The 26,788-nt window shown below is 58.6% G+C and carries 25 protein-coding genes and 1 other annotated feature; of the genes, 17 read left to right on the top strand and 8 right to left on the bottom strand.

The features are described 5' to 3' along the window. Positions 1 to 37: 37 nt before the first annotated feature. Together lplA and K5R89_RS04790 are read right to left on the bottom strand one after the other, a co-directional pair. Positions 38 to 1,054 (bottom strand): lipoate--protein ligase LplA, encoded by a 1,017-nt coding sequence (gene lplA, locus K5R89_RS04795; RefSeq protein WP_032452385.1) that lies wholly within the window; start codon positions 1,052 to 1,054, stop codon positions 38 to 40. Further along, entirely contained in the window at positions 1,054 to 1,701 is a 648-nt protein-coding gene (locus K5R89_RS04790) for a YtjB family periplasmic protein (RefSeq protein ID WP_023291897.1), read from the bottom strand. The genes lplA and K5R89_RS04790 overlap by 1 nt, the downstream gene beginning before the upstream one ends. A gap of 104 nt (positions 1,702 to 1,805) precedes the next feature. Between K5R89_RS04790 and serB the strand changes: the two genes are divergently transcribed. From serB to nadR, 3 genes are read left to right on the top strand one after another with little or no spacing between them, the layout of a single operon-like run. Next, the gene (gene serB / locus K5R89_RS04785) at positions 1,806 to 2,777 is read left to right on the top strand and encodes a phosphoserine phosphatase (RefSeq protein WP_023291898.1); all 972 of its coding nucleotides are present in this window, start codon (positions 1,806 to 1,808) and stop codon (positions 2,775 to 2,777) included. A 9-nt stretch (positions 2,778 to 2,786) separates the two neighbouring features. Next, positions 2,787 to 4,169 carry a DNA repair protein RadA gene (gene radA / locus K5R89_RS04780; protein WP_023291899.1) on the top strand — a complete coding sequence of 461 codons (1,383 nt, stop codon included), beginning with the start codon at positions 2,787 to 2,789 and terminating at the stop codon, positions 4,167 to 4,169. Between the two features lie 21 nt (positions 4,170 to 4,190). Beyond that, positions 4,191 to 5,423 (top strand): multifunctional transcriptional regulator/nicotinamide-nucleotide adenylyltransferase/ribosylnicotinamide kinase NadR, encoded by a 1,233-nt coding sequence (nadR, locus tag K5R89_RS04775; RefSeq protein WP_004886547.1) that lies wholly within the window; start codon positions 4,191 to 4,193, stop codon positions 5,421 to 5,423. A gap of 93 nt (positions 5,424 to 5,516) precedes the next feature. Here nadR and ettA read toward each other — a convergent pair whose 3' ends face one another. Continuing rightward, complete coding sequence (gene ettA, locus K5R89_RS04770; RefSeq protein WP_023291900.1) at positions 5,517 to 7,184, bottom strand: energy-dependent translational throttle protein EttA; 1,668 nt, start codon at positions 7,182 to 7,184, stop codon at positions 5,517 to 5,519. Between the two features lie 228 nt (positions 7,185 to 7,412). On the opposite strand from ettA, the gene sltY reads away from it, so the two are divergent. Continuing rightward, entirely contained in the window at positions 7,413 to 9,350 is a 1,938-nt protein-coding gene (gene sltY, locus K5R89_RS04765) for a murein transglycosylase (protein WP_217259199.1), read from the top strand. A gap of 88 nt (positions 9,351 to 9,438) precedes the next feature. Beyond that, complete coding sequence (gene trpR, locus K5R89_RS04760; protein WP_004204213.1) at positions 9,439 to 9,768, top strand: trp operon repressor; 330 nt, start codon at positions 9,439 to 9,441, stop codon at positions 9,766 to 9,768. On the opposite strand, the gene yjjX is transcribed toward trpR, so the two are convergent. Beyond that, the gene (gene yjjX / locus K5R89_RS04755; RefSeq protein ID WP_032452387.1) at positions 9,755 to 10,270 is read right to left on the bottom strand and encodes an inosine/xanthosine triphosphatase; all 516 of its coding nucleotides are present in this window, start codon (positions 10,268 to 10,270) and stop codon (positions 9,755 to 9,757) included. The two genes, trpR and yjjX, sit on opposite strands and share 14 nt — an antisense overlap. Positions 10,271 to 10,383: 113 nt before the next feature. Between yjjX and gpmB the strand changes: the two genes are divergently transcribed. Beyond that, positions 10,384 to 11,031 carry a 2,3-diphosphoglycerate-dependent phosphoglycerate mutase GpmB gene (gene gpmB, locus K5R89_RS04750; RefSeq protein ID WP_004204216.1) on the top strand — a complete coding sequence of 216 codons (648 nt, stop codon included), beginning with the start codon at positions 10,384 to 10,386 and terminating at the stop codon, positions 11,029 to 11,031. Here gpmB and robA read toward each other — a convergent pair. Next, on the bottom strand, positions 11,028 to 11,897 hold the full coding sequence (robA, locus tag K5R89_RS04745; RefSeq protein WP_023291903.1) for an MDR efflux pump AcrAB transcriptional activator RobA: 870 nt from the start codon (positions 11,895 to 11,897) through the stop codon (positions 11,028 to 11,030). The genes gpmB and robA overlap by 4 nt on opposite strands. A 209-nt stretch (positions 11,898 to 12,106) precedes the next feature. On the opposite strand from robA, the gene creA reads away from it, so the two are divergent. From creA to creD, 4 genes are read left to right on the top strand one after another with little or no spacing between them, the layout of a single operon-like run. Then, the gene (gene creA, locus K5R89_RS04740; protein WP_009309170.1) at positions 12,107 to 12,580 is read left to right on the top strand and encodes a protein CreA; all 474 of its coding nucleotides are present in this window, start codon (positions 12,107 to 12,109) and stop codon (positions 12,578 to 12,580) included. A 12-nt stretch (positions 12,581 to 12,592) separates the two neighbouring features. Then, positions 12,593 to 13,282, top strand: a complete 690-nt coding sequence (gene creB / locus K5R89_RS04735) for a two-component system response regulator CreB (RefSeq protein WP_023291904.1) — start codon at positions 12,593 to 12,595, stop codon at positions 13,280 to 13,282. Next, positions 13,282 to 14,706 carry a two-component system sensor histidine kinase CreC gene (gene creC, locus K5R89_RS04730; RefSeq protein WP_217259200.1) on the top strand — a complete coding sequence of 475 codons (1,425 nt, stop codon included), beginning with the start codon at positions 13,282 to 13,284 and terminating at the stop codon, positions 14,704 to 14,706. Before creB ends, creC begins: the two co-directional genes overlap by 1 nt. 59 nt (positions 14,707 to 14,765) lie before the next feature. Then, positions 14,766 to 16,124: a cell envelope integrity protein CreD gene (gene creD / locus K5R89_RS04725; protein WP_049014561.1), complete on the top strand. Its 1,359-nt coding sequence runs from the start codon at positions 14,766 to 14,768 to the stop codon at positions 16,122 to 16,124. Between the two features lie 63 nt (positions 16,125 to 16,187). Here creD and arcA read toward each other — a convergent pair whose 3' ends face one another. Continuing rightward, positions 16,188 to 16,904 carry a two-component system response regulator ArcA gene (gene arcA, locus K5R89_RS04720; RefSeq protein WP_002887843.1) on the bottom strand — a complete coding sequence of 239 codons (717 nt, stop codon included), beginning with the start codon at positions 16,902 to 16,904 and terminating at the stop codon, positions 16,188 to 16,190. Positions 16,905 to 16,999: 95 nt separating this feature from the next. Here arcA and yjjY point away from each other — a divergent pair, with 95 nt between their 5' ends. From yjjY to thrC, 6 genes are all read left to right on the top strand, one after another. Continuing rightward, positions 17,000 to 17,140: a protein YjjY gene (gene yjjY / locus K5R89_RS04715; RefSeq protein ID WP_004146984.1), complete on the top strand. Its 141-nt coding sequence runs from the start codon at positions 17,000 to 17,002 to the stop codon at positions 17,138 to 17,140. Positions 17,141 to 17,536: 396 nt separating this feature from the next. Continuing rightward, complete coding sequence (locus K5R89_RS04710; protein ID WP_032452390.1) at positions 17,537 to 18,223, top strand: tRNA/rRNA methyltransferase; 687 nt, start codon at positions 17,537 to 17,539, stop codon at positions 18,221 to 18,223. Positions 18,224 to 18,434: 211 nt separating this feature from the next. Further along, positions 18,435 to 18,503, top strand: a complete 69-nt coding sequence (gene thrL / locus K5R89_RS04705) for a thr operon leader peptide (RefSeq protein ID WP_004222578.1) — start codon at positions 18,435 to 18,437, stop codon at positions 18,501 to 18,503. After that, positions 18,442 to 18,559, top strand: a sequence feature (Thr leader region). Its footprint overlaps the gene before it by 62 nt. A 25-nt stretch (positions 18,560 to 18,584) precedes the next feature. Beyond that, entirely contained in the window at positions 18,585 to 21,047 is a 2,463-nt protein-coding gene (gene thrA / locus K5R89_RS04700; protein ID WP_044525310.1) for a bifunctional aspartate kinase/homoserine dehydrogenase I, read from the top strand. Between the two features lies 1 nt (position 21,048). Then, on the top strand, positions 21,049 to 21,978 hold the full coding sequence (gene thrB / locus K5R89_RS04695; RefSeq protein ID WP_002887853.1) for a homoserine kinase: 930 nt from the start codon (positions 21,049 to 21,051) through the stop codon (positions 21,976 to 21,978). Positions 21,979 to 21,981: 3 nt separating this feature from the next. Next, positions 21,982 to 23,262, top strand: coding sequence for a threonine synthase (gene thrC / locus K5R89_RS04690; protein WP_002887863.1), 1,281 nt, complete (start codon positions 21,982 to 21,984; stop codon positions 23,260 to 23,262). 49 nt (positions 23,263 to 23,311) lie between these two features. On the opposite strand, the gene yaaA is transcribed toward thrC, so the two are convergent. Further along, on the bottom strand, positions 23,312 to 24,085 hold the full coding sequence (gene yaaA, locus K5R89_RS04685; protein WP_032452393.1) for a peroxide stress protein YaaA: 774 nt from the start codon (positions 24,083 to 24,085) through the stop codon (positions 23,312 to 23,314). Positions 24,086 to 24,162: 77 nt separating this feature from the next. Next, positions 24,163 to 25,593, bottom strand: a complete 1,431-nt coding sequence (locus K5R89_RS04680; RefSeq protein ID WP_023291911.1) for a sodium:alanine symporter family protein — start codon at positions 25,591 to 25,593, stop codon at positions 24,163 to 24,165. Between the two features lie 202 nt (positions 25,594 to 25,795). Between K5R89_RS04680 and tal the strand changes: the two genes are divergently transcribed. After that, positions 25,796 to 26,749, top strand: coding sequence for a transaldolase (gene tal, locus K5R89_RS04675; protein WP_004204228.1), 954 nt, complete (start codon positions 25,796 to 25,798; stop codon positions 26,747 to 26,749). Positions 26,750 to 26,788 lie beyond the last annotated feature (39 nt).

The raw sequence follows: 26,788 nt of genomic DNA, 5'->3' as shown, positions 1-26,788 counted from the left end.
TCCAGGCCCGCTAAGCGCTACGCCAGCGGGCTTTTTTTTAGCGTACCGCGCCGGCAATCCACACCGACAGCGCTTTGAGTTCCGCTTCCTGCTCCGGGAAGTCCTCCATCAGCGCCTCACACTGCTGCTGCAAAACCTCAGCCCGATACTGACAGCCGATTAAGCGTTCCGCCAGCGCCTCCAGCGGCGCCGGATTCAGGCTATCGGTAAAGGCCTGCGCGCGGGTGATATGGCCCTTCTCAACGTCAAAATGCAGCTCGACGCCGCCCCAGGGGAAGCGCTCGTCCAGCAGGTGGGAAAAGGCAGGCGCCTGGCCGAAGTTCCACTCCCAGCTGCTCTGGCGTGCGAAAGTGTCGGCAAAGTTCGGCAGGTCCGGTGTGTTGTCCGGGGAGATCACCTCGGCGTCTACCCGTTCGCCGTAATGGCTGAAGAACGCCTCCTGGATCGCCTCGCAAACTTGCTGATGGGTAATGCCCGGCAGCAGCTCTACCAGGTTCGCCACCCGCCCGCGCACCGAGGTAATGCCTTTAGCCTGCAGCTTTTTCTGGTCCGGGTTGAGGTAGTTGGCGAGACGGCTTAGATCGGCGTTGAGCAGCAGGGTGCCGTGGTGAAAACCGCGGTCCATGGTTTCACGATAGGCGGAGCCGGAGACTTTGCGGTCGCCGCTGTCGGTTTTGACCACCAGATCGTTGCGCCCGGAGGCGTCGGCGGTTACGCCAAGTGAATTGAGCGCCGCCAGCACAATAGCGGTGGAGACGGTTTTGTCGTACTCCGGTTTGCCTGCCATAAAGGTAAAGCAGGTATTGCCGAGGTCGTGGAATACCGCGCCGCCGCCGCTGCTGCGACGGGCCAGCCGCACATGATCTTCCTCCATGCGGCGGGTATTACACTCCTTCCACGGGTTCTGCGCGCGGCCGATGACCACGGTATCGGCATTGCGCCACAGGAACAGCACCCGCTGGGTGGCGGGCATCTGGCGGAAAATGCACTCCTCGACCGCCAGGTTGAACCACGGATCGTAAGAGTCAGAAAGCAGGAGGCGCAGTGTGGACATTATAGATTTCCTTTCTTTTCATCGTCTTCATCCTCAACCGGCTTGTTGGCGGTGAGCAGGAAGGGCGATTGCTGCCAGCGGGTGCGTTTGCCCTGCAGCAGCGTGCGGGTCAGTACCACGCCGATGGCCAGGGACAGCAACAGCATCAGGCGTAAGATATTGGTGGTATTATCCACCTGCTTCGCCTCGGTCGCCAGCGTATGGGTATCGAGGGTCAGACGCAGGTAGCCCAACGGACCGTTTTTTCCCGGTACCGGCTCGACAATCTGCTGGTTGAAGTAGCCGCCGGCTTTCTTACCATCCAGCGCCAGCCGGTCGCGAACCTCGACGCTTTCGCCAGAGCGCGCCACCAGGTCGCCCTGGTCGTCATATACCCCGGCGTCCAGTACGCGGCTGTTGTGGGTGAGCTGCGTCAACAGCTGATTGATGCGCTTTTCGTCCGGCGTCTCGCTGCGCATCAGCGGCGCAAGATTCAGCACCACCTGCTGCGCCAGCGTGCGGGCCAGCTCTTCCAGCTGCGGATTGCGTTGTTTCTGACTGTTCTGACTGAACCACGAGGCGCCCTGCATCAGCGCGACGAGCAGGGCGAGACAGATAAGGACAATGACCGCACGATGCAGCCGGAATTTCAGTTTTGCGCGAACCATATTCCACCTTTGAAAATTTGCAGCTTAATGTTGCCAGAAGCGCTGGTTACAAGGTAGCCTCATGCGTTATTTTCCTCGCCTGAATGAAGAGATGTGGAGCCGTAATGCCTAACAGTTTGACCTGGTGCGACCTGCCTGAAGACGTTTCCCTGTGGCCTGGGTTGCCGCTTTCCCTGAGCGGTGACGAGGTCATGCCGCTGGATTATCACGCCGGGCGCAGCGGCTGGCTGCTGTACGGGCGTGGGCTGGATAAACGCCGTCTGACGGACTGGCAGCGTGAGCTGGGCGCCGCGTTAGTGATCGTCGCCTCCTGGGTGGTCGAGGATTACCAGGTGATCCGCCTGGCCGGTTCGCTGACCCCCCGTGCGACGCGACTGGCGCATGAGGCGGGGCTGGACGTCGCGCCATTGGGTAAAATCCCTCATCTGCGCACCCCGGGACTGCTGGTGATGGATATGGACTCCACGGCGATCCAGATCGAATGCATCGATGAGATCGCGAAACTGGCCGGCACCGGCGAGCTGGTGTCGGAAGTGACCGAGCGGGCGATGCGCGGGGAGCTGGACTTCACCGCCAGCCTGCGCCAGCGCGTGGCGACGCTGAAAGACGCTGATGCCAGCATTCTGCTGCAGGTTCGCGACGCGCTGCCGCTGATGCCGGGCCTGGCGCAGCTGGTGCTCAAGCTGGAAACGCTGGGCTGGAAGGTGGCGATCGCCTCCGGCGGCTTCACCTTCTTCGCCGAGTATCTGCGCGATAAGCTGCATCTCGACGCGGTGTTCGCCAACGAACTGGAGATCCGCGACGGCAAGCTCACCGGCAACGTGCTCGGCGATATCGTCGATGCCAAATACAAAGCCAATACGCTGCGCAAGCTGGCGGAAAAGTATGCGATCCCAACGGCGCAGACCGTGGCCATCGGCGATGGCGCCAACGACCTGCCGATGATTAAGGCTGCCGGGCTTGGCATCGCGTATCATGCTAAGCCTAAAGTGAATGAACAGGCGGAAGTGACTATCCGCCACGCTGACCTGATGGGGGTATTCTGTATTCTCTCGGGCAGCATGAACCAAAAGTAAGAGGTAAACGTGGCGAAAGCTCCAAAACGCGCATTTGTCTGTAATGAATGTGGTGCGGATTACCCGCGCTGGCAGGGGCAGTGCAGCGCCTGCCATGCCTGGAATACCATCACCGAGATGCGCATCGCCGCGTCGCCGCAGGTGGCGAGAAACGAGCGTTTGTCAGGCTACGCCGGTCACGCCGGCGTCTCGAAGGTGCAGAAGCTGTCAGACATCAGCCTGGAGGCGCTGCCGCGTTTCTCCACCGGTTTTAAAGAGTTCGACCGCGTACTCGGCGGCGGCGTGGTGCCGGGCAGCGCGATCCTGATTGGCGGTAACCCCGGCGCGGGGAAATCGACGCTGCTGCTGCAGACGTTGTGCAAGCTGGCGGAAGGGATGAAAACGCTGTACGTCACCGGGGAGGAGTCCCTTCAGCAGGTGGCGATGCGCGCCCACCGCCTTGGGCTGCCGACGGCGAACCTGAACATGCTGTCGGAAACCAGCATTGAGCAGATCTGTCAGATTGCCGAGGAAGAAAAACCGCAGCTGATGGTGATCGACTCTATCCAGGTGATGCATATGGCCGACGTTCAGTCGTCGCCGGGCAGCGTCGCCCAGGTACGTGAAACGGCGGCCTACCTGACGCGCTTTGCCAAAACACGCGGCGTGGCGATCGTCATGGTCGGCCACGTCACCAAAGACGGTTCGCTGGCCGGCCCGAAGGTGCTGGAGCACTGTATTGACTGCTCGGTGCTGCTGGACGGCGATGCCGACTCCCGCTTCCGCACTCTGCGCAGCCACAAAAACCGCTTTGGCGCGGTGAACGAGCTGGGCGTCTTCGCTATGACCGAGCAGGGGCTGCGCGAAGTGAGCAACCCATCCGCTATCTTCCTCAGCCGGGGAGATGAAATCACCTCCGGCAGCTCGGTGATGGTGGTCTGGGAAGGGACCCGCCCGCTGCTGGTGGAGATCCAGGCGCTGGTGGATCACTCGATGATGTCCAACCCGCGCCGCGTGGCGGTGGGGCTGGAACAGAACCGTCTGGCGATCCTGCTGGCGGTGCTGCATCGCCACGGCGGCCTGCAGATGGCCGATCAGGACGTTTTCGTCAACGTGGTCGGTGGGGTGAAGGTCACGGAAACCAGCGCCGATCTGGCGCTGCTGCTGGCGATGGTCTCCAGCTTGCGCGATCGCCCGCTGCCGCAGGACCTGGTGGTCTTTGGCGAAGTGGGGTTGGCTGGCGAAATTCGCCCGGTGCCGAGCGGACAGGAGCGTATCTCCGAAGCGGCGAAGCATGGCTTCCGCCGCGCCATTGTCCCGGCGGCCAATGTGCCGAAAAAAGTGCCGGAAGGCATGCAAATCTTTGGTGTGAAAAAGCTTTCAGACGCGCTAAGCGTTTTTGACGACTTATAATAAGTTAAAAGGAGATTAGCGATGTCGTCATTTGACTATTTAAAAAGCGCCATAAAGCAGAAAGGCTGTACCCTGCAGCAGGTGGCGGAAGCCAGCGGGATGACCAAAGGGTATCTCAGCCAACTGTTGAATGCCAAAATCAAAAGCCCGAGCGCGCAGAAGCTAGAAGCGCTGCATCGTTTCCTCGGGCTGGAGTTTCCCCGCCGACAGAAAAGCGTCGGCGTGGTGTTTGGTAAATTTTACCCGCTGCATACCGGGCACATCTATTTGATTCAACGCGCCTGTAGCCAGGTCGATGAGCTGCATATCATCATGGGCTATGACGACACTCGCGACCGCGAGCTGTTTGAAGAGAGCGCCATGTCGCAGCAGCCGACGGTGCCTGACCGCCTGCGCTGGCTGCTACAAACTTTTAAATATCAGAAGAATATTCGCATCCACGCCTTCAATGAAGAGGGGATGGAACCCTATCCGCACGGCTGGGATGTGTGGAGTCATGGGATCCGCGCTTTTATGAGCGAAAAAGGGATCGAGCCGAACCGGATCTATACCTCGGAAGAGGCCGATGCGCCGCAGTACCTTGAGCATCTGGGGATCGAGACGGTGCTTATCGATCCTAAGCGGACCTTTATGAATATTAGCGGCGGCCAGATCCGCGAGAACCCGTTCCGTTACTGGGAATATATTCCGACGGAAGTGAAACCGTTCTTTGTGCGGACTGTGGCGATCCTCGGCGGCGAGTCGAGCGGGAAATCAACGCTGGTCAATAAGCTCGCCAATATCTTCAATACCACCAGCGCCTGGGAATATGGCCGGGATTATGTCTTTTCGCATCTCGGCGGCGATGAGATGGCGCTCCAGTATTCGGATTACGATAAAATAGCCCTCGGGCACGCCCAGTATATTGATTTCGCAGTGAAATATGCCAACAAGGTGGCGTTTATCGATACCGACTTCGTCAGCACTCAGGCGTTCTGCCTGAAGTACGAGGGGCGAGAGCACCCGTTCGTGCAGGCGCTGATTGATGAATACCGCTTCGATCTGGTGATCCTGCTGGAGAACAATACCCCGTGGGTGGCCGATGGGTTACGCAGCCTTGGGAGTTCGGTGGATCGTAAAGAGTTTCAGTCGCTGCTGGTGTCGCTGCTGAAAGAGAATGAGATCGAGTTCGTCCATGTTAAGGAGTCGGACTACGATACGCGCTTCCTGCGCTGCGTCGAGCTGGTGAAGCAGCTGATGGGGGAGCAGGGGTAGATCCTCTGCGGGCTGATGCCCTCACCCCGGCCCTCTCCCGGTGGGAGAGGGAGCAAACATTAAAAAAGGCAACTTGCGTTGCCTTTTTGCATTTTATTTTGAGATACGTTTGTACTTGATTCGCTTCGGCTCCAGCGCGTCGGCGCCGAGGGTGCGTTTCTTGTACTCTTCGTACTCGGTAAAGTTACCTTCAAAGAACTCCACCTTACCTTCATCCTGGTAATCCAGAATGTGGGTGGCGATACGGTCAAGGAACCAACGGTCGTGCGAGATAACCATCGCGCAGCCCGGGAACTCCAGCAGGGCGTTTTCCAGCGCGCGCAGGGTTTCGATATCCAGGTCGTTGGTCGGTTCATCGAGCAGCAGTACGTTACCGCCAACCTGCAGCAGCTTCGCCAGGTGAAGACGACCGCGTTCACCGCCGGACAGTTCGCCAACGCGTTTGCCCTGGTCTACGCCTTTGAAGTTAAAGCGGCCCACGTAGGCGCGGCTCGGCATCTCGGTGTTGCCGATCTTCATGATATCCAGACCACCGGAGACCTCTTCCCACACGGTCTTGCTGTTGTCCATCGCGTCGCGGAACTGATCGACGGAGGCCAGCTTAACGGTTTCGCCCAGGGTGATGGTGCCGGAATCTGGCTGTTCCTGGCCGGACATCATGCGGAACAGCGTTGATTTACCCGCGCCGTTCGGGCCGATGATGCCGACGATAGCGCCCTTCGGTACCGAGAAGCTCAGATCGTCGATCAGCACGCGGTCGCCGTAGGATTTACGCAAGTTGCTGACTTCCAGAACTTTATCGCCCAGACGCGCGCCTGGCGGAATGAACAGTTCGTTGGTCTCGTTACGTTTCTGGTATTCAACGTTGTTGAGCTCTTCAAAGCGCGCCAGACGGGCTTTGCCCTTGGACTGACGGCCTTTCGCGCCCTGGCGAACCCACTCGAGCTCTTTCTCGATGGATTTGCGACGCGCGGCTTCCTGAGAGGCTTCCTGCGCCAGACGCTGATCTTTCTGCTCCAGCCAGGAGGAGTAGTTGCCTTCCCACGGAATACCTTCGCCGCGGTCAAGTTCGAGGATCCAACCGGCGACGTTATCGAGGAAGTAACGGTCGTGGGTAATTGCCACCACGGTGCCTTCGAAGTCGTGCAGGAAGCGTTCCAGCCAGGCGACGGACTCGGCGTCCAGGTGGTTGGTCGGTTCGTCGAGCAGCAGCATGTCTGGTTTTTCCAGCAGCAGGCGGCACAGCGCGACGCGGCGGCGTTCACCACCGGAAAGATTGGCGATTTTCGCATCCCAGTCCGGCAGGCGCAGGGCGTCGGCCGCGCGCTCCAGCTGCACGTTCAGATTGTGGCCGTCGTGCGCCTGGATAATCTCTTCGAACTTGCCTTGCTGTGCGGCAAGCTTATCGAAGTCTGCATCCGGCTCGGCGTACTTGGCATAGACTTCGTCCAGACCCTTCAGCGCGTTAACCACTTCGGCGACCGCTTCTTCAACGGACTCGCGCACGGTGTGCTCCGGGTTGAGCTGCGGCTCCTGCGGCAGGTAGCCGATTTTAATGCCAGGCTGTGGACGCGCTTCACCTTCGATCTCGGTGTCGATACCGGCCATGATGCGCAGCAGGGTAGATTTACCGGCGCCGTTCAGACCGAGCACACCGATTTTTGCGCCAGGGAAAAAGCTGAGGGAGATATTTTTCAAAATATGACGTTTCGGCGGAACCACTTTGCCGACACGATGCATGGTATAAACGAATTGAGCCACGTTGGACTTCGCCTCTTTCTATTTTGATAGATAGTTCAAAGCCGAAGTGTAGCCTTTTTCGCGCGCTAATCCCAGCGAGGCGACAGGATTCACAGAAGCGTAAAAAAATGTTCAGGACATGGCGCGTTTAGCGTTGTCTGATTAGCATAAGTAAAGCCGCCTGCCGAACCGGCAGGGGCTTTTAAGCGGCACGATGCTGCGAAAATGCACCTGAAAGAGGAAGAGCTTGTGGAAAAAGCCAAAAAAATGGCGTGGCATCTTTTGGCTGCCAGCGTTGGTCTGTTGGCGTTGAGTCAGCTGGCGCATGCGGATTCACTGGATGAACAGCGCAGCCGCTACGCACAAATTAAGCAGGCGTGGGATAACCGGCAGATGGATGTGGTTGACCAGCTGATGCACACGTTAAGCACCTATCCCCTGTATCCCTATTTGCAGTACCGGCAGATTACCGACGATCTGATGAACCAGCCGGCGCTGGTGGTGAAAAACTTTATTGACGCCAACCCGACGCTGCCCCCCGCGCGTTCATTACGTTCGCGCTTCGTGAATGAACTGGCCCGGCGCAGCGATTGGCGCGGCTTGCTGGCGTTTAGTCCCGATAAGCCGACCAGCACCGAGGCGCAGTGCAACTACTACTACGCCAAACTGAGCGTGGGGCAGTCGCAGGAGGCCTGGAGCGGAGCGAAAGACCTCTGGCTGACGGGCAAGAACCAGCCCGGCGCCTGTGAACCGCTGTTCAGCGCCTGGCGCGACTCCGGCCAGCAGGATCCGCTGGCTTATCTCGAACGGATCCGCCTGGCGATGAAGGCCGGCAATATCGGGCTGGTGAAATCGCTGGCCCAGCAGATGCCCGCCAACTACCAGAGCATCGCCAGCGCCGTGGTCGCTCTGGCTAACGATCCTAACAGCGTCCTGACCTTTGCCCGCACCACCGGGGCGACGGACTTTACCCGCCAGATGGCCGCCGTCGCCTTCGCCAGCGTCGCCCGTCAGGATGTGGAAAATGCCCGTTTGATGATCCCTTCGCTGGTGCAGGCCCAGCAGCTCAATGAGGATCAGACCCAGGAGCTACGCGATATTGTCGCCTGGCGCCTGATGGGGAACGATGTGACCGAAGAGCAGGCCATCTGGCGCGACGATGCGATTATGCGATCGCAGTCCACGCCGCTGGTGGAGCGGCGGGTGCGGATGGCGCTGGGGACGGGCGATCGCCATGGCCTGAATACCTGGCTGGCGCGCCTGCCGATGGAGGCGAAAGAGAAAGACGAATGGCGCTACTGGCAGGCGGATCTGTTACTGGAGCGCGGCAGGGACGAGGAGGCGCAGGCGATCCTCCGGTCGTTGATGCAGCAGCGCGGTTTCTACCCGATGGTCGCCGCACAGCGTCTCGGCGAGGAGTATACCTTCCGCATCGATAAAGCGACTGGCACGCTCGATCCGGCGCTGGCTTCCGGTCCGGAGATGGCCCGGGTACGCGAGCTGATGTACTGGAATATGGATAACACCGCGCGCACCGAATGGGCGAATCTGGTCACCAGCCGCACGAAATCTCAGCAGGCGCAGCTGGCGCGCTATGCCTTCGATCAACACTGGTGGGATCTGAGCGTGCAGGCGACGATCGCCGGCAAGCTGTGGGATCAGCTGGAGGAGCGCTTCCCGCTGGCCTATAACGATCTGTTTGCCCGCTATATCAGCGGTAAAGATATTCCGCAGAGCTACGCGATGGCCATTGCCCGCCAGGAGAGCGCCTGGAACCCGAAAGTGCGCTCGCCGGTCGGCGCCAGCGGGCTGATGCAGATTATGCCGGGCACCGCGACGCATACCGTCAGCATGTTCCGCATTCCCGGCTACAGCGGCCCGTCGCAGCTATTGGATCCGGAAACCAACATCAACATCGGCACCAGCTATCTGCAGTACGTTTACCAGCAGTTCGGCAATAACCGCATCTACGCCTCGGCGGCCTATAACGCCGGGCCGGGTCGGGTACGCACCTGGCAGGGGAACAGCGCCGGACGGATCGACGCCGTGGCGTTTGTCGAGAGTATTCCGTTCTCGGAAACCCGCGGCTACGTGAAGAATGTCCTCTCCTATGACGCCTACTACCGCTACTTTATGGGACAGCAGGATAAGCTCTTCAGCGATGCGGAGTGGCGGCAGCGTTACTGATCGCCGGGAAGTATGTTATGCTTTGTACTCGTTGAAGAGTACATTCGACGGGCAGCGTAAGCTGCCCGTCTCAATATGGTGGCGCGATATGACCCAACAATCTCCCTATTCCGCGGCCGTTGCCGAACAACGTCATCAGGAGTGGCTGCGCTTTGTGGCGCTGCTACAGCAGGCCTATGCGCAGGATCTGCATCTGCCGCTGCTGCAGCTAATGCTAACCCCTGATGAGCGCGAAGCGCTGGGAACCCGGGTGCGCATTATCGAAGAGCTGCTGCGCGGCGAGATGAGCCAGCGCGAGCTGAAAAATGAGCTCGGCGCCGGCATTGCGACCATTACCCGCGGGTCGAACAGCCTGAAGTCGGCGCCGGTTGAGCTGCGCCAGTGGCTGGAGCAGACGCTGCTGGCTAGCGATAAATAGCGTTGTGGAACGGACTTAACGCCAGCACGACCGCCTGATGGTAAACGCTGCTGCGGGTTAATTTGCCGCCGGTGAAAACCCCAATCGCCCCCTCTTTACGACCGATCTGATCGATGCCGGTATACTGCGACATGACCGGCCCGAGGGCTTCGCCAGCGCGAACCTGCTCAAGAATAACGTCAGGCAACGGCAGCGTGGCTGAGCGCGCTTCTCCGCGCTGGCTGGCGCTTTCGATGACCACCCAGCTAAAGGTACTGCCATCGTCAATTCCGGCTTCGATGGCGACCCAGAAATCGGCATGGGGCTGGGCGAGGCGCGCATTGGCGACGCGATTTCGTGCGCCAGCGCGCGTTTCCTCGCTGCCGAAGGGCTGTTCCGGCACGCCGCTCTCGACGGATACGGACTCAATGTGGCAGGATCCTTCGCCGAAAATCTCGTCAAAAGCCTGCAGAATTGCCTGAATTTTGGCGGGATTAGTGGTCGCTGAGACAACATGGTGCATAATCAAAACAACTCAGAATAAACTAACGTCATCGCAGTATACTCTAAATCACCCCCAGGGCAGGCGGTAATGCCCGAAAGCGGTCGATAACGAGTTCAGAACGGAAAAAAAGCATGTTACAGGTATACCTTGTTCGCCACGGTGAAACGCAGTGGAACGCCGAGCGACGTATTCAGGGTCAGTCCGACAGCCCGCTGACCGCACACGGTGAGCGCCAGGCCTGGCAGGTTGGCGAGCGCGCCAGAACGCTGGGGATCACCCATATCATTACCAGCGATCTGGGACGAACCCGCCGCACAGCAGAGATTATCGCCGAAGCCTGCGGCTGCAGCGTGATCGCCGATGCGCGCCTGCGCGAGCTGGATATGGGGGTGCTGGAGAAGCGCCATATCGACTCGCTCAGCGAAGAAGAAGAGGGCTGGCGCCGCCAGCTGGTCAACGGCACGCCGGATGGTCGTATTCCTCAGGGCGAATCGATGCAGGAGCTTAGCGAACGCATGCATGCGGCGCTGGCAGCCTGTCTGGAATTACCGGCCGGTAGTCGACCACTGCTGGTGAGTCATGGTATCGCGCTGGGCTGCCTGGTGAGCACGATTTTAGGGCTGCCGGCGTACGCAGAGCGTCGTCTGCGTCTGCGCAACTGCTCTATCTCGCGCGTCGATTATCAGCAGAGCCCGTGGCTGGCTTCCGGCTGGGTGGTGGAAACGGCGGGCGACGTCTCGCATCTTGACGCCCCCGCGATGGACGAGCTGCAGCGTTAACGGCGGATCGGGATCAGATATTCGCAGCGCAATTGAATCGGCGTGTCCTGATCCCGGCTTTCATCTTCAGGATAGAAGCGTTCAATATCCAGCCCCTTGCGTCGCGTCAGGTTCAGCATCGGCATGCAGGTGCCGTAGACCGTCAGGATGAATTCCTGCAGGCCGGTACCCAGCCCTTCATACGTAAACATGACATACTCGCCGCCCTCCAGCGTCACCGGATGGGCGTTCTGCAGGTGGCCGTTAGCCATCTCCGGCGTCAGCGCGGTGGTATAGAACACTTCCTGTTCATCGTCTTTCTCCAGGCTCGGACGCGGTTCATGCAGCCCATAGAGCACCGGGGGGATCGACGGCGAGTTGCCGAGGAAATCGCGCCAGAACTGGACCCGCATCTGGTTGCGGAAGTCGGAGATTTCCTCCAGCTTACAGGTATAGCTCTGGGTTACCCCCAGCAGTTGAGTCGTGGGCAGGGCGACAAATTCATGTTTCGGCAGGGTAAACTCGCCAAGACGCAGCGGCGGACGCATACCGAACGAGCTCCAGTCCGGCGAGCGGCGGTAGAGCGCCGGCGTCAGCGAGAACTGCTTCTTAAACGCCCGGGTGAAGGTCTGCTGGGAGTCGAAACGGTACTGCAGCGCAATATCAAGGATTGGACGGGCGGTAAGGCGTAATGCGACAGCTGATTTCGACAACCGGCGCGCGCGAATATAGGCACCGATGGCATGGCCGGTGACATCCTTAAACATTCGCTGCAAATGCCACTTGGAATAACCCGCCTTCGCCGCCACATTGTCCAGAGAAAGCGGCTGATCCAGGTGACCTTCCAGCCAGCTAAGGAGATCGCGAATAATCCCTGCTTGATCCATAAAATGTCCCCATCCTTAAACACAGGTGCCTGATATTAAAGTAGCGGATAATAGCATTTTTTGATGTTTTAGCATTCAGTGTTTTTTTTGCTTTTAAATGCGGTAGGTCCGTGGATCTGAACGAGAATTTTGTAAAGCTGTGATCTATAAACCTTTTCCGCAAAGTGCGTGATAATCACTCAGCTATATTTTTTAAGAATGGTAACAATATGAAATACAAGAAGTTTGCGATGGGCCTGCTGCTGCTGGCCGGCTGCCAGGTCGCTCAGGCGGAGCAGATTGGTTCCGTGGATACGGTCTTCAAATGGTTAGGGCCGGATCACAAAATTGTCGTCGAAGCCTTTGACGATCCGGATGTGCAGAACGTGACCTGCTATATCAGCCGGGCGAAGACCGGCGGGATCAAAGGCGGGCTGGGTCTGGCGGAAGATACCTCCGACGCGGCCATCTCCTGCCAGCAGGTCGGGCCGATTGAGCTGACGGACAAAATCAAAAATGGCAAAAGCCAGGGCGACGTGGTGTTCCAGAAGCGCACCTCGCTGGTGTTTAAAAAGCTACAGGTCGTTCGCTTCTATGATGCGAAACGCAATGCGCTGGTCTACCTGACCTATTCGGATAAAGTGGTTGATGGTTCGCCGAAGAACGCCATCAGCGCCGTGCCGATTATGCCCTGGAATAAATAAACGGGAGCGCGCATGCAGCAGCCACGGATTTGGTTAGTTGAGGATGAACAGAGTATCGCCGATACCCTGGTTTATATGCTCCAGCAGGAGGGCTTCCAGGTCACCGTCTTTGACCGCGGGTTGCCCGCGCTGGAGGCGGCGGCGCATCAGGCGCCCGATGTGGCCATTCTCGACGTCGGCTTGCCGGATATCAGCGGCTTCGAGCTCTGTCGGCGCCTGCTGACGCGCTTTCCGGCGCTGCCGGTGCTGTTTCTGACGGCGCGGAGCGACGAGGTCGATAAGCTGCTGGGGCTGGAAATCGGCGCTGACGATTACATCGCCAAGCCGTTTTCGCCGCGCGAAGTCTGCGCGCGGGTGCGCAGCGTGCTGCGGCGGCTGCAAAAATTCGCCGCGCCTTCGTCGGTAGTTCGCGTCGGCGAGTTTGTGCTTGACGAGCAGGCGGCGTCGATAAGCTGGTTCGGCCAGCCGCTGAACCTGACGCGCTATGAATTTCTGCTGTTGAAAACGCTGCTTCACGCGCCCGGTCGCGTCTTCTCCCGCCAGCAGCTGATGGAGCTGGTGTGGAGCGATGCCTGGGAAAGCCTCGACCGCACCGTCGACACCCACATCAAAACCCTGCGCGCTAAATTGCGGGTCGTTAATCCTGAGGTGGCGCCAATCAATACCCATCGCGGGATGGGCTACAGCCTGGGGCGCGGCTGATGCGCATCGGCATGCGCCTGCTGCTGGGCTATTTTCTTATCGTCGCGATCGCCGCGTGGTTTGTACTGTCGATCTTTGTCCAGGAAGTGAAGCCGGGCGTGCGCCGGGCCACGGAGGGGACCCTCAACGATACCGCCACCCTGCTGGCGGCGCTGGCGCGTGAGGACCTGCTGGCGGCAAACCCGCAGCAGGGCAGGCTGGCGCAGGCCTTTCACCAGCTCAACCAGCAGCGGCTCAACGCCAATATTGGCGGAATTAAAAAGGTGCGGAATGAGTACCGCGTCTATCTGACCGATGCCCGGGGCAAGGTGGTGTTTGACTCGAGCGGAGAGGCGACAGGGCAGGACTATTCACGCTGGAACGACGTCTGGCTCACCCTGCGCGGCCAGTACGGCGCGCGCAGTACGCGCAGCGATCCGCATGATGAAGCCAGCTCGGTGATGTATATCGCCGCGCCGGTGATGGATAAGGGGCGGATTATCGGCGTGCTGAGCGTCGGTAAACCCAACCTGGCGATGACGCCGGTCATTCAGCGCAGCGAGCGGAGGATCCTTTGGGCCGGCGGCGCTCTGCTGGGCATTGCCCTGTTGATTGGCTGCGGCGTCGTCTGGTGGATCAATTTCTCTATCGGCAAGCTGGTGCGCTATGCGGACTCGGTGACCGCTGACCGCCCGCTGCCGCTGCCGGAGGTCGGCAGCAGCGAACTGCGTAAGCTGGCCCAGGCGCTGGAGAGCATGCGGGTGAAACTCGAAGGCAAAAACGCCATCGAAAACTATGTCTATGACCTGACTCACGAGCTGAAAAGTCCGCTGGCTGCCATCCGCGGTGCGGCGGAGATCCTGCGCGAAGAGCCGCCGCCTGCGGTGGCGGCGCGGTTTACTGAGAATATCCTCGCGCAAAATACTCGCATGCAGCTGTTGGTGGAGCGGTTGCTCCAGCAGGCGCGACTGGAAAGCCGGCTGGAGATAAAGCCGCAGCCGGTGTCGATAGATGCGCTATACCAACGCCTGACGGAAGAGCGCGACATCGCCCTGGCGGCGAAAGCCATCACCCTGCGCTGGCAGGAGAGTGGGATGCTGGTCAATGGCGATGGCGAACTGCTGTCCCAGGCGCTGGGCAATCTGCTCGACAACGCGATTGATTTTACCCCCCAGGGGGGCGAGATCGCCCTGGCAGTAGAGAAACGAAATGCAGAGGTGCGACTGAGCGTAACGGATAACGGATGCGGTATTCCGGAGTATGCCCTGACGCGGATCTTTGATCGGTTCTACTCGCTGCCGCGTGAAGACGGCCATAAGAGCAGCGGCCTTGGGCTGGCCTTCGTTCGTGAAGTCGCGCGCCTGCATCACGGCGATATCCGTCTACACAATCGGCCCGAAGGCGGCGTGGTCGCCACGCTGAGACTTCACCGTCCCTTCACATAGCTTCAAATTCCCCCCACACAACCGCCCTATTGTGAGGCCATCACGATAGGGAGCAAGCTATGTTGAAATCACCGTTATTCTGGAAAATCACCACGTTAATAGGCTGTATTGTGCTGTTATCTCTGCCTTTGATGATAGTCAGGGAGCTCATCAATGAGCGGGCTGATTATCGCAGCGAGGTTGTGGATGCCATTGAACAGAGCACCAGCGGCCCGCAAAAACTCGCCGGGCCGCTGATCGCTATTCCGGTAACCGAGACGCTGACCCGCAGGGAGAACCAAAAAGAGGTCGAATATCAGCGGAGCTGGGAGTACTACTGGCTGCCGGAGTCGCTGGCGGTCACCGGCAAACAGACCGTGGAGTCGAGGAGGGTGGGCATCTACAGCGGACAGGTCTGGCATAACGCCCTGCAGATTAAGGCTTCGTTTGATCCGCTGCGTCTGGCGGCGCTGAAAAAAACGAATATTGTCTTAGGCCAGCCGCGGCTGGTGGTGAGCGTCGGCGATGCCCGCGGCATTGGCGCCATTCATGCTCCGGAGGTTAACGGCAGCGTATTAAGCGTGGAGCCTGGGCTGGGGATCAGCGGCGATGGGGCGGGCATCCATATGCCGATGCCTGCGCTGGCGGAGGACAACAAGCCGCTTGAGATCGCTTTTTCGCTCGATCTGAACGGGACGGGCGCATTTTCACTGGCGCCGCTCGGGCGCAACAGTGAGCTGCAGCTGACCAGTAACTGGCCGCATCCCGGCTTTCTCGGCAGCTTCCTGCCAACGAAACGCGAAGTGAATGCTGCCGGCTATCGCGCCCACTGGCAAAGCAGCTGGTTCGCCAACGATATGGGCAGCTATTTCAAGGATGATATGGAGATCCCGTGGTCGCGCCTGCCGGCGTTCAGTGCCGATGTCATGTCGCTTGCCGACCAGTATCAGCTAACCGACCGGGCGACAAAATATGCCATCCTGTTAATTGGGTTGACGTTTATGGCCTTTTTCGCTTTCGAAAGCCTGACCCATCGCCCCCTGCATCCGATGCAATATTTGCTGGTGGGCCTATCGCTGGTGCTGTTTTACCTGGTGCTGCTGGCGCTTTCGGAGCACATTGGCTTTACCGCCGCCTGGCTGGCCGCCAGCCTGTCCGGCGCGGTGATGAACGGGATCTACCTCCAGGCGGTGCTCAGGGGATGGCGTAACAGCCTGCTGTTTGTCGCGGCGCTGCTGCTGCTGGACGGGGTGATGTGGTTTCTGCTGCATTCCGAGGACAGCGCGCTGCTGTTGGGTACCGGGGTGCTGGTGCTGGCGCTAAGCAGCCTGATGTTTTTGACCCGGCGAGTGGACTGGTATGCGTTATCGTTACCGAAAGGCAGTGTGCCTCCGCCGCCGTCTGCCGATGACGACAAACTGCGCCTCTGGAAAGAGTGACGGCATAAAAAAACGGCGCCCTCGGGGCGCCGTTTTCACATCATGGCTGCGGAATAAATCACATTATTCCTGCAGATCGCCACAGAAACGGTAACCTTCACCGTGAATGGTAGCGATGATTTCCGGGGTATCCGGAGTGGATTCGAAGTGTTTACGAATCCGACGAATGGTCACGTCAACGGTACGGTCATGCGGCTTCAGCTCGCGACCGGTCATTTTCTTCAGCAGCTCGGCACGAGACTGAATTTTGCCCGGGTTTTCGCAGAAGTGCAGCATCGCGCGGAATTCACTGCGCGGCAGCTTGTACTGTTCGCCGTTCGGGCTGACCAGGGAACGGCTGTTGATATCGAGTTCCCAGCCGTTGAACTTGTAGCTTTCCACGCTGCGACGCTCTTCGCTCACGGTACCGAGGTTCATGGTACGGGAGAGCAGGTTGCGCGCGCGGATAGTCAGTTCACGCGGGTTAAACGGTTTAGTGATATAGTCGTCAGCGCCGATTTCGAGGCCAAGGATCTTATCCACTTCGTTGTCGCGACCGGTTAAGAACATCAGCGCGACGTCAGCCTGCTCGCGCAGCTCGCGCGCCAGCAGAAGACCATTTTTACCCGGCAGGTTGATATCCATGATCACCAGGTTGATATCATTTTCAGACAGGATCTGATGCATTTCCGCGCCATCGGTCGCTTCGAATACATCGTAACCTTCTGCTTCGAAAATACTTTTTAACGTGTTGCGTGTTACCAACTCGTCTTCAACGATAAGAATGTGCGGGGTCTGCATGTTTGCTACCTAAATTGCCAACTAAATCGAAACAGGAAGTACCAAAGTCCCTGACCTGCCTGCTGCATGTCGCAAATTAACATGCGCGGCGTAACATGACTAAAGTACGTAATTGCGTTCTTGATGCACTTTCCATCAACGTCAACAACATCATTAGCTTGGTCGTGGGTACTTTCCCTCTGGACCCGACGGTGTCAAAAACGGCTGACATCCTAACCATTTTAACAGCAACATAACAGGCTAAGAGAGGCCGAACACCCAATAAAACTACGCTTCGTTGACATATATCAAGTTCAATTGTAGCACGTTAACAGTCTTGTGAAATCATTGCATCGCCATGCTCTTTATAGTCACAATCTTTACCCGGCTCAACTAGTTGCGTGGATAAATTAATAAATACAGTGAATCCAATGCCTGGAACGATGCATCAGGTGAAATTTCATTGCCCATCATATGGATAAATGGGTTCTGTTAACATACTCCTTGTCATGGCCTCCTGAGAACAGTTTAGATTTTTTTATGGGTAAGAAAACGCAATTTTAGTGATTTTTGTTGCAAATTTGTAAATTTTCACCGCGTAAAATGCGGGGCTCCGCGCCTCGACAACGCCTGAGAGAGAGAAAAAAACCGCAATGCGTTTAACGATTATTTTAGTCGGTCCTGCCCGGGCCGAGAACGTCGGCGCCGCCGCCAGGGCGATGAAAACCATGGGATTTCGAGATCTGCGGATCGTGGACAGTGAAGCCCATCTGGCGCCGGCGGCACGCTGGGTGGCGCACGGCTCAGGCGACATCCTCGATGGCATCACCACCTATTCCACCCTTGCCGAGGCGCTGCACGACGTCGATTTTACCGTCGCCACCACCGCCCGCAGTCGCGCGCGGTTTCACTATTACGCCACGCCGCAGCAGCTGTTGCCGCTGCTGGAGGAGAAGGCGAACTGGATGACCCATACCGCGCTGGTATTTGGCCGTGAAGACGCTGGATTGACCAATGAGGAGCTGGCCCTGGCCGATGTGCTGACCGGCGTGCCGATGGCCGCGGATTATCCTTCGCTCAACCTCGGTCAGTCGGTGATGGTCTACTGCTATCAATTAGCATCGCTTATGCAACAACCGGCGCCCGCCGCCGCCGCGGCAGACCATCATCAGCTGCAGGCGTTGCGCCTGCGCGCCCTGGCCTTGCTTTCGCGTCTGGGCGTGGAGGATGATGCCAAACTGGCCGACTGGCTGTCGCAACGAATGGGGCTGCTGCAGCAGCGCGACACGGCAATGTTGCATCGTTTGCTGCATGATATTGAAAAAAACCTGTCAGAATAAAGCTCTGTCATATATTTTAATTATGGTTGTATGTGCTGTTTTTGTGGGAGGTATTCCGCCGATCTGGATGTTTTTCCTTGTCGGGGTGGCGCAATACGTAAGCTCGCTGAAATGAGGTTAATTGAGAAATTCATTGACTTAAGAGGGCAGATACTTTAACCAATATAGGCAGGACACACAGACAGATAAAAATACAGAGTACACAACATCCATGAATCGCATCGGCATGATTACCACCATTATCACCACCACCATTACCACAGGTAACGGTGCGGGCTGACGCGTACAGGAAACACAGAAAAAAGCCCGCACCTGAACAGTGCGGGCTTTTTTTTTGACAAGAGATCAAGGGGTAAGAACCATGCGAGTGTTGAAGTTCGGCGGTACATCAGTGGCAAATGCGGAACGGTTTCTGCGGGTTGCCGATATTCTGGAGAGTAATGCCAGGCAGGGGCAGGTAGCGACCGTCCTGTCTGCCCCGGCGAAGATCACCAACCATCTGGTAGCGATGATTGAAAAGACCATTGGCGGCCAGGATGCCCTCCCCAATATTGCCGACGCTGAACGCATTTTTACCGAACTTCTTCAGGGCCTTGCCGACGCCCAGCCCGCTTTCCCGCTCGCCCAGCTGAAAGCCTTTGTTGAGCAGGAGTTTGCTCAGATTAAGCATGTCCTGCACGGTATCAGCCTGCTGGGTCAGTGCCCGGACAGCGTCAATGCCGCGCTGATCTGCCGAGGCGAAAAGCTCTCCATCGCCATCATGGCGGGTCTGCTGGAAGCCCGTGGTCATAAAGTCAGTGTGATTAACCCGGTGGAAAAACTGCTCGCGGTGGGCCACTATCTGGAATCCACGGTCGATATCGCCGAATCCACCCGCCGCATCGCCGCCAGCCAGATCCCGGCAGACCATATGATCCTGATGGCCGGGTTTACCGCCGGCAATGAGAAGGGCGAGCTGGTGGTGCTGGGGCGCAACGGCTCCGACTATTCGGCTGCGGTACTGGCCGCCTGCCTGCGCGCCGACTGCTGCGAAATCTGGACCGATGTCGACGGCGTGTACACTTGCGACCCGCGCCAGGTGCCGGATGCGCGTCTGCTGAAATCGATGTCTTATCAGGAGGCGATGGAGCTCTCCTACTTTGGCGCGAAAGTGCTGCACCCGCGCACCATCGCCCCTATCGCCCAGTTCCAAATCCCATGTCTGATTAAAAATACCGGCAACCCGCAGGCGCCGGGAACGCTCATCGGCGCCAGCCGCGACGAGGACGATCTGCCGGTCAAAGGCATCTCTAACCTCAACAACATGGCGATGTTCAACGTCTCCGGACCGGGGATGAAAGGCATGGTCGGCATGGCGGCCCGCGTCTTCGCCACCATGTCCCGCGCCGGCATCTCGGTCGTGCTGATCACCCAATCCTCTTCCGAGTACAGCATCAGTTTCTGCGTGCCGCAGAGCGACTGCGCGCGTGCTAAACGGGCGATGGAAGATGAGTTTTATCTCGAGCTGAAAGAGGGGCTGCTGGAGCCGCTGGCCATTATGGAGCGTCTGGCTATTATCTCGGTGGTGGGCGACGGAATGCGCACCCTGCGCGGTATCTCGGCAAAGTTTTTTGCCGCGCTGGCCCGCGCCAATATCAATATCGTGGCGATTGCCCAGGGTTCATCCGAGCGCTCCATTTCGGTGGTGGTCAGCAATGACGACGCCACCACCGGCGTGCGCGTGACCCATCAGATGCTGTTCAACACCGACCAGGTGATCGAAGTGTTCGTCATCGGCGTCGGCGGCGTCGGCGGCGCGCTGCTGGAGCAAATCAAACGCCAGCAGAGTTGGCTGAAGAGCAAACATATCGATCTGCGCGTTTGCGGCGTGGCCAACTCTCAGGCGCTGCTGACCAGCGTGCATGGTCTGAATCTGGAAAACTGGAGTGAGGCGCTGGCGGAGGCGAAAGAACCCTTTAATCTCGGTCGCCTGATCCGCCTGGTAAAAGAGTACCACCTGCTGAATCCGGTGATCGTCGACTGTACCTCCAGCCAGGCGGTCGCCGATCAGTACGCCGACTTCCTGCGCGAAGGATTCCATGTGGTCACGCCGAATAAAAAGGCCAATACCTCTTCGCTGGATTATTATCATCAGCTGCGCCACGCCGCGAGCAGCTCGCGCCGCAAGTTCCTCTATGACACTAACGTTGGCGCTGGCCTGCCGGTGATTGAGAACCTGCAGAACCTGCTCAACGCCGGCGATGAACTGCGCCATTTCTCCGGGATCCTCTCCGGCTCTCTGTCGTTTATCTTCGGCAAGCTGGATGAGGGCGTGAGTTTCTCGGCGGCGACGGCGATGGCCCGTGAGATGGGGTATACCGAGCCGGATCCGCGCGACGATTTATCCGGGGTGGATGTCGCGCGTAAGCTGCTGATTCTGGCCCGTGAGACCGGACGTGAACTGGAGCTGTCGGACATTATCGTCGAGTCGGCGCTGCCGGCGGACTTCGACGCCAGCGGTGATGTTGAGACCTTTATGGCCCGCCTGCCGTCGCTGGATGATGCGTTCGCCTCGCGGATCGCTAAGGCGCGCGATGAAGGTAAAGTCTTGCGCTATGTCGGTAACATCGAAGAGGATGGTACCTGCCGGGTGAAAATTGCCGCCGTTGACGGCAACGATCCGCTGTTCAAAGTCAAAAATGGCGAGAACGCGCTGGCCTTTTACAGCCACTATTATCAGCCATTGCCGCTGGTGCTGCGCGGCTATGGTGCCGGGAACGATGTCACGGCGGCCGGTGTATTCGCCGACCTGCTGCGCACCCTTTCCTGGAAGTTAGGAGTTTAAGATGGTCAAAGTATATGCCCCGGCTTCCAGTGCCAATATGAGCGTCGGGTTTGATGTGTTGGGCGCGGCGGTCACGCCGGTCGATGGCACGCTGCTTGGCGACAACGTTACTGTCGAAGCGGCGGAGCAATTCAGCCTGCAGAATCTGGGACGCTTCGCCAGCAAACTGCCGACGGCGCCGCAGGAGAACATTGTTTACCAGTGCTGGGAAAGCTTTTGCCGGGAGATCGGTAAAACGGTGCCGGTGGCGATGACCCTGGAAAAAAACATGCCGATTGGCTCCGGGCTGGGCTCCAGCGCCTGCTCGGTGGTCGCCGCGCTGGTGGCGATGAACGAGTTTTGCGGTAAGCCGCTGAACGAGACGCGCATGCTGGCGCTGATGGGGGAGATGGAAGGGCGTATCTCCGGCAGCATTCACTACGACAACGTGGCGCCGTGCTATCTTGGCGGCATGCAGTTGATGATCGAAGAGAACGGGATTATCAGCCAGCAGGTGCCCGGGTTTGATGAGTGGCTGTGGGTGCTGGCCTATCCGGGGATTAAAGTATCCACCGCCGAAGCGCGGGCGATTCTGCCGGCGCAGTACCGCCGTCAGGATTGTATCGCCCATGGTCGCCACCTCGCGGGCTTTATTCACGCCTGCTACACCCGCCAGCCGCAGCTGGCGGCAAAATTGATGAAAGATGTGATTGCCGAACCGTACCGAACCAAACTGCTGCCGGGCTTTAGCGAAGCGCGTCAGGCGGCCATGGAGATGGGCGCCCAGGCTTGCGGCATCTCCGGCTCTGGCCCAACGCTGTTCGCGTTGTGCGATAAGCCGGACACCGCACAGCGCGTCGCCGACTGGCTTGGCGCGCACTATCTGCAGAATCAGGAAGGCTTTGTTCATATTTGCCGGCTGGACACGGCGGGCGCACGCGTAGTGGGATAACCAATGAAACTGTATAACTTAAAAGATCACAATGAGCAGGTCAGCTTTGCGCAGGCCGTTACCCAGGGACTTGGTAAGCATCAGGGCCTGTTCTTTCCGCACGATCTGCCGGAATTCAGCCTGACTGAAATCGACGACATGCTGGCGCAGGATTTTGTCACCCGCAGCGCCAAAATTTTATCCGCCTTTATCGGCGATGAGATCCCGCAGGATGTCCTGCAGCAGCGGGTCCGCGCGGCGTTTGCGTTTCCGGCGCCGGTGAGCAAGGTTCAGGAGGATGTCGGCTGTCTGGAGCTGTTCCATGGCCCCACGCTGGCGTTCAAGGATTTCGGCGGCCGCTTTATGGCGCAGATGCTGACCCATATCGCAGGCGATAAGCCGGTCACCATCCTCACGGCGACCTCTGGCGATACCGGGGCGGCGGTGGCGCATGCTTTCTACGGACTGCCGAACGTTAAGGTAGTGATCCTCTACCCGCGCGGCAAGATCAGCCCGCTGCAGGAGAAGCTGTTCTGTACTCTCGGCGGCAACATTGAAACCGTGGCGATTGACGGCGACTTCGACGCCTGCCAGGCGCTGGTGAAGCAGGCGTTTGACGATGAAGAACTGAAGGCGACGCTGGGGCTCAACTCGGCTAACTCCATTAACATCAGCCGCCTGCTGGCGCAGATCTGCTACTACTTCGAAGCGGCGGCGCAGCTGCCGCAGGAAGCCCGCAATCAGCTGGTGATTTCCGTGCCGAGCGGCAACTTCGGCGATCTGACCGCCGGTCTGCTGGCGAAGTCGCTGGGTCTGCCGATCAAACGCTTTATCGCCGCCACCAATGCCAACGACACCGTTCCGCGCTATCTGCAGGGCGGCGAGTGGGCGCCAAAAGCCACCCAGGCGACGCTGTCCAACGCCATGGACGTCAGCCAGCCGAACAACTGGCCGCGTGTCGAAGAGCTGTTCCGCCGTAAAATCTGGCGTCTCAGCGAGCTGGGCTATGCCGCGGTCGATGATGAGACCACCAAAGCGGCAATGCGCGAGCTGAAGGCCATCGGCTACATCTCTGAGCCGCACGCGGCGATTGCCTGGCGCGCGCTGCGCGATCAGCTGCAGCCGGGAGAGTACGGTCTGTTCCTCGGCACCGCCCATCCGGCGAAGTTCAAAGAGAGCGTGGAGGAGATCCTGCAGGAGACCCTGCCGCTGCCGAAAGAGCTGGCCGACCGCGCCGACCTGCCGCTGCTGTCTCACAACCTGCCGGCGGATTTCGCCGCGCTGCGTAAGCTGATGATGGGCTAAATCCTTACCGTCCCCCTGTTGCGTCGATCGCCGTAGGGGGACCGTTTACTTACTGCTCGTGGCGTTTAAACACCAGTTCGCCTTTCTCCGACGCCTCCGCATCAAAGAAATAGCCTTCGCTATTAAAGGATTTCAGCTGTTCCGGCTGGGTTAAGCGGTTTTCAATAATGTAGCGACTCATCAGGCCACGGGCCTTCTTGGCATAGAAGCTGATCACTTTGAATTTGCCGTTCTTCTCATCGAGGAATACCGGCTTGATCAGCTGGCCCTGCAATTTTTGCGTTTTCACCGATTTAAAATATTCATCGGAGGCCAGATTGATGACGATATCGTCGCCCTGAGCCTGCAGCGCCTGATTCAGCTTCTCGGTAATGGTCTCGCCCCAGAACTGGTACAGATCTTTGCCGCGGGGGTTTTCCAGACGGATCCCCATCTCAAGGCGGTAGGGCTGCATCAGGTCCAGCGGACGCAGCACGCCATACAGGCCGGAGAGCATGCGCAGGTGTCGCTGGGCGAAGTCAAAGTCGTCCTCGGTGAGCGTCTCTGCCTGCAGGCCGGTGTAGACATCGCCCTTAAAGGCGAGGATCGCCTGGCGGGCATTTTGCGGCGTAAAGTCAGGGTGCCAGTCGTGGAAACGGGTGGCGTTCAGATCCGCCAGCTTGTCGCTGATGCTCATCAGCTTGCCGATTTGCGGCGCGGTCAGCTGACGGGCGATGCTGATAAGCTGTTGAGAATACTCGAGGAGTTCGGGCTGGGTATAGCGAGTCGTTGCCAGCGGGCTTTGATAATCGAGCGTTTTAGCAGGTGAAATCAGAATCAGCATATCCAGTCCTTGCAGGTAATTTCGACGAATTTTAACAAAAAAAGTGCATGGTGGGATCGATAGCTGCGATTGCCGCGCTATTCGCGCGGCAGTTCATTCCACGCGCCCGGGGCCAGCTGTTGGTGAATCTCAGGATAGCGCGACGCATCGAAAGTAGGCTGAATGCCCAGCTGGCGCTGACGCAGATAATCACTGGCGATAATCCGCACCGTCGGGGAGAGCAGCAGGATGGCCGTCAGGTTGGTCATCGCCATCAGCGCCATAATGATATCCGCGCTCTGCCAGACGACCGGCAGGCTAACCAGGGTTCCCAGCAGCACCATCAGGACGGTAAGTATCCGCAGCGCCCAGATATAACGCGGCTTATCCAGACGAAGAAAGACCAGATTATTTTCCGCGTACAGGTAGTTGGCGACGATAGAGCTAAAGGCGAACAGCAGCACGATGAAAGCGATAAAACCCGCCCCCCAGCCCCCGACCAGCATGCTCATCGCGTGCTGCAGGGCCTGGATGCCGTTGAGCGTATACTCATTGTCGGGGTGAGGCGCCAGCATGACGATAATCGCGCTGGCGGTACAGATGACGATGGTATCGATAAACACGCCAATCATCTGCACGATACCCTGCGCCGCCGGGTGCGGCGGCCAGGAGGCGGCGGCTGCGGCGGCGTTAGGCGAAGAGCCCATTCCTGCTTCATTGGAGAACATGCCGCGCTGAAAGCCGCTGGTCAGCGCCTGACTGATGGTGTAGCCCACCGCGCCGGCGGCGGCTTCCTGCCAGCCGAAGGCGCAGCGAAAGATGGTGGCGAAAATCGTCGGCAGGGCGGTGATATGCCACAGGCCGATAACCAGGCTGGTGGCGATCCACAGCAGCGCCATGATGGGGACGATCCACTGCATCAGGCGCGCCACGCCGCGTAAACCACGGCGGATGGCCAGCAGAACGACAACGGCCAGCACGCCGCCGCTGACTGCCGCCGGCAGATCGAACGCATAGCGCAGGGCATGGGCCACGGAGTTGGCCTGTACGGTATTGAAGATAAAGCCATAGGCCAGCAGCAGGAGGATCGAAAACAGAACGCCCATCCAGCGCATGCCGAGCCCGCGCGCCATATACCAGGCCGGACCACCGCGAAACTGCCCGCGGCTATCGCGCTCTTTATACAGCTGGGCAAGGGAACATTCGGCGAAGCTGCTGGCCATGCCGAGCAGGGCGGAGACCCACATCCAGAATACGGCGCCGGGCCCGCCGGCGGCGATAGCCAGCGTGACGCCGGCAAGATTACCGCTGCCGACTCGCGCAGCAAGGCTGGTACAGAGCGCCTGAAAGGAGGTTAAACCGCCCGGCTGCGGGTGCAGGCTTTTTTTCAGGCTGCGGCCAAATTTGCGCACGTAACGGAACTGAATACCCCGGGTTTGCCAGCTAAACCAGATACCGGCGCCCAGTAGCAGATAAATCATCACTGAGCCCCAGAGTATTTCATTGATAAATGAGAGAAAATCAGGCATTAAACATCCTCTTGTCCATGCCGGCACGCCAGTGTAAGCGTTACCAATTAAGTGACAATCCTTGCGCTTTCAGCAAATTAATCTGCATAGTTTATCACACTCTGCGCTCTTCTCTCGTCGGCGGTTGCGCTGACCCGGCAGCGTGTTATCATCTGGGCAGACCGGTTACATCCCCTTAACTGCTGTTTAAGAGAAATATATCATGACGGATAAATTAACTTCTCTGCGTCAGTACACCACTGTCGTCGCTGACACCGGAGATATTGCGGCAATGAAGCTGTATCAGCCTCAGGATGCCACCACCAACCCTTCCCTGATCCTCGGCGCGGCTCAGATCCCTGAGTACCGTAAGCTGATTGACGACGCTGTGGCCTGGGCTCGTAGCCAGAGCAGCGATCGCGCGCAGCAGATCCTCGATGCTTCCGACAAGCTGGCGGTGAATATCGGTCTCGAAATTCTGAAACTGATCCCGGGCCGTATCTCCACCGAAGTGGATGCGCGTCTCTCCTACGACACCGAAGCGTCTATCGCTAAAGCCAAGCGCATCATCAAGCTGTATAACGACGCGGGCATCAGCAACGATCGTATTCTGATCAAGCTGGCTTCCACCTGGCAGGGCATTCGCGCCGCTGAACAGCTGGAAAAAGAGGGCATCAACTGCAACCTGACGCTGCTGTTCTCCTTCGCTCAGGCTCGCGCTTGCGCCGAAGCGGGCGTCTTCCTGATTTCGCCGTTCGTTGGCCGTATCCTCGACTGGTACAAAGCCAACACCGATAAGAAAGAGTACGCGCCGGCAGAAGATCCGGGCGTGGTTTCCGTCAGCGAAATCTACGAGTACTACAAGCAGCACGGTTATGAAACCGTGGTGATGGGCGCCAGCTTCCGTAACGTTGGCGAAATTCTGGAACTGGCTGGCTGTGACCGCCTGACCATCGCCCCGGCGCTGCTGAAAGAGCTGTCCGAAAGCGAAGGCGCCGTTGAGCGTAAACTGGTATATACCGGTGAAGTGAAAGCGCGTCCGGAGCGTATTACCGAATCTGAGTTCCTGTGGCAGCATAACCAGGATCCGATGGCGGTAGACAAACTGGCGGAAGGTATCCGTAAGTTTGCGATCGACCAGGAAAAACTGGAAAAAATGATCGGCGAACTGCTGTAATCCTGCAGGTGGCCGACGCCCGTCGGCCACATTACACTG

Source organism: Klebsiella sp. TF21-TM, from assembly GCF_019753495.1.
In the GTDB taxonomy this organism is placed as follows: domain Bacteria; phylum Pseudomonadota; class Gammaproteobacteria; order Enterobacterales; family Enterobacteriaceae; genus Klebsiella; species Klebsiella quasipneumoniae.
This window is presented reverse-complemented; position numbering and strand designations above follow the sequence as displayed.

Bases quoted from the DNA above. Each gene is read 5' to 3' on its own strand.
- trpR (WP_004204213.1), top strand. From the start codon at position 9,439: ATGACCCAACAATCTCCCTATTCCGCGGCCGTTGCCGAACAACGTCAT.
- creB (WP_023291904.1), top strand. From the start codon at position 12,593: ATGCAGCAGCCACGGATTTGGTTAGTTGAGGATGAACAGAGTATCGCC.
- robA (WP_023291903.1), bottom strand. From the start codon at position 11,897: ATGGATCAAGCAGGGATTATTCGCGATCTCCTTAGCTGGCTGGAAGGT.
- yjjX (WP_032452387.1), bottom strand. From the start codon at position 10,270: ATGCACCATGTTGTCTCAGCGACCACTAATCCCGCCAAAATTCAGGCA.
- thrC (WP_002887863.1), top strand. From the start codon at position 21,982: ATGAAACTGTATAACTTAAAAGATCACAATGAGCAGGTCAGCTTTGCG.
- K5R89_RS04680 (WP_023291911.1), bottom strand. From the start codon at position 25,593: ATGCCTGATTTTCTCTCATTTATCAATGAAATACTCTGGGGCTCAGTG.
- yaaA (WP_032452393.1), bottom strand. From the start codon at position 24,085: ATGCTGATTCTGATTTCACCTGCTAAAACGCTCGATTATCAAAGCCCG.
- creD (WP_049014561.1), top strand. From the start codon at position 14,766: ATGTTGAAATCACCGTTATTCTGGAAAATCACCACGTTAATAGGCTGT.
- serB (WP_023291898.1), top strand. From the start codon at position 1,806: ATGCCTAACAGTTTGACCTGGTGCGACCTGCCTGAAGACGTTTCCCTG.
- creC (WP_217259200.1), top strand. From the start codon at position 13,282: ATGCGCATCGGCATGCGCCTGCTGCTGGGCTATTTTCTTATCGTCGCG.
- thrA (WP_044525310.1), top strand. From the start codon at position 18,585: ATGCGAGTGTTGAAGTTCGGCGGTACATCAGTGGCAAATGCGGAACGG.
- tal (WP_004204228.1), top strand. From the start codon at position 25,796: ATGACGGATAAATTAACTTCTCTGCGTCAGTACACCACTGTCGTCGCT.
- gpmB (WP_004204216.1), top strand. From the start codon at position 10,384: ATGTTACAGGTATACCTTGTTCGCCACGGTGAAACGCAGTGGAACGCC.
- thrB (WP_002887853.1), top strand. From the start codon at position 21,049: ATGGTCAAAGTATATGCCCCGGCTTCCAGTGCCAATATGAGCGTCGGG.
- K5R89_RS04790 (WP_023291897.1), bottom strand. From the start codon at position 1,701: ATGGTTCGCGCAAAACTGAAATTCCGGCTGCATCGTGCGGTCATTGTC.
- yjjY (WP_004146984.1), top strand. From the start codon at position 17,000: ATGACTAAAGTACGTAATTGCGTTCTTGATGCACTTTCCATCAACGTC.
- creA (WP_009309170.1), top strand. From the start codon at position 12,107: ATGAAATACAAGAAGTTTGCGATGGGCCTGCTGCTGCTGGCCGGCTGC.
- K5R89_RS04710 (WP_032452390.1), top strand. From the start codon at position 17,537: ATGCGTTTAACGATTATTTTAGTCGGTCCTGCCCGGGCCGAGAACGTC.
- arcA (WP_002887843.1), bottom strand. From the start codon at position 16,904: ATGCAGACCCCGCACATTCTTATCGTTGAAGACGAGTTGGTAACACGC.
- lplA (WP_032452385.1), bottom strand. From the start codon at position 1,054: ATGTCCACACTGCGCCTCCTGCTTTCTGACTCTTACGATCCGTGGTTC.
- nadR (WP_004886547.1), top strand. From the start codon at position 4,191: ATGTCGTCATTTGACTATTTAAAAAGCGCCATAAAGCAGAAAGGCTGT.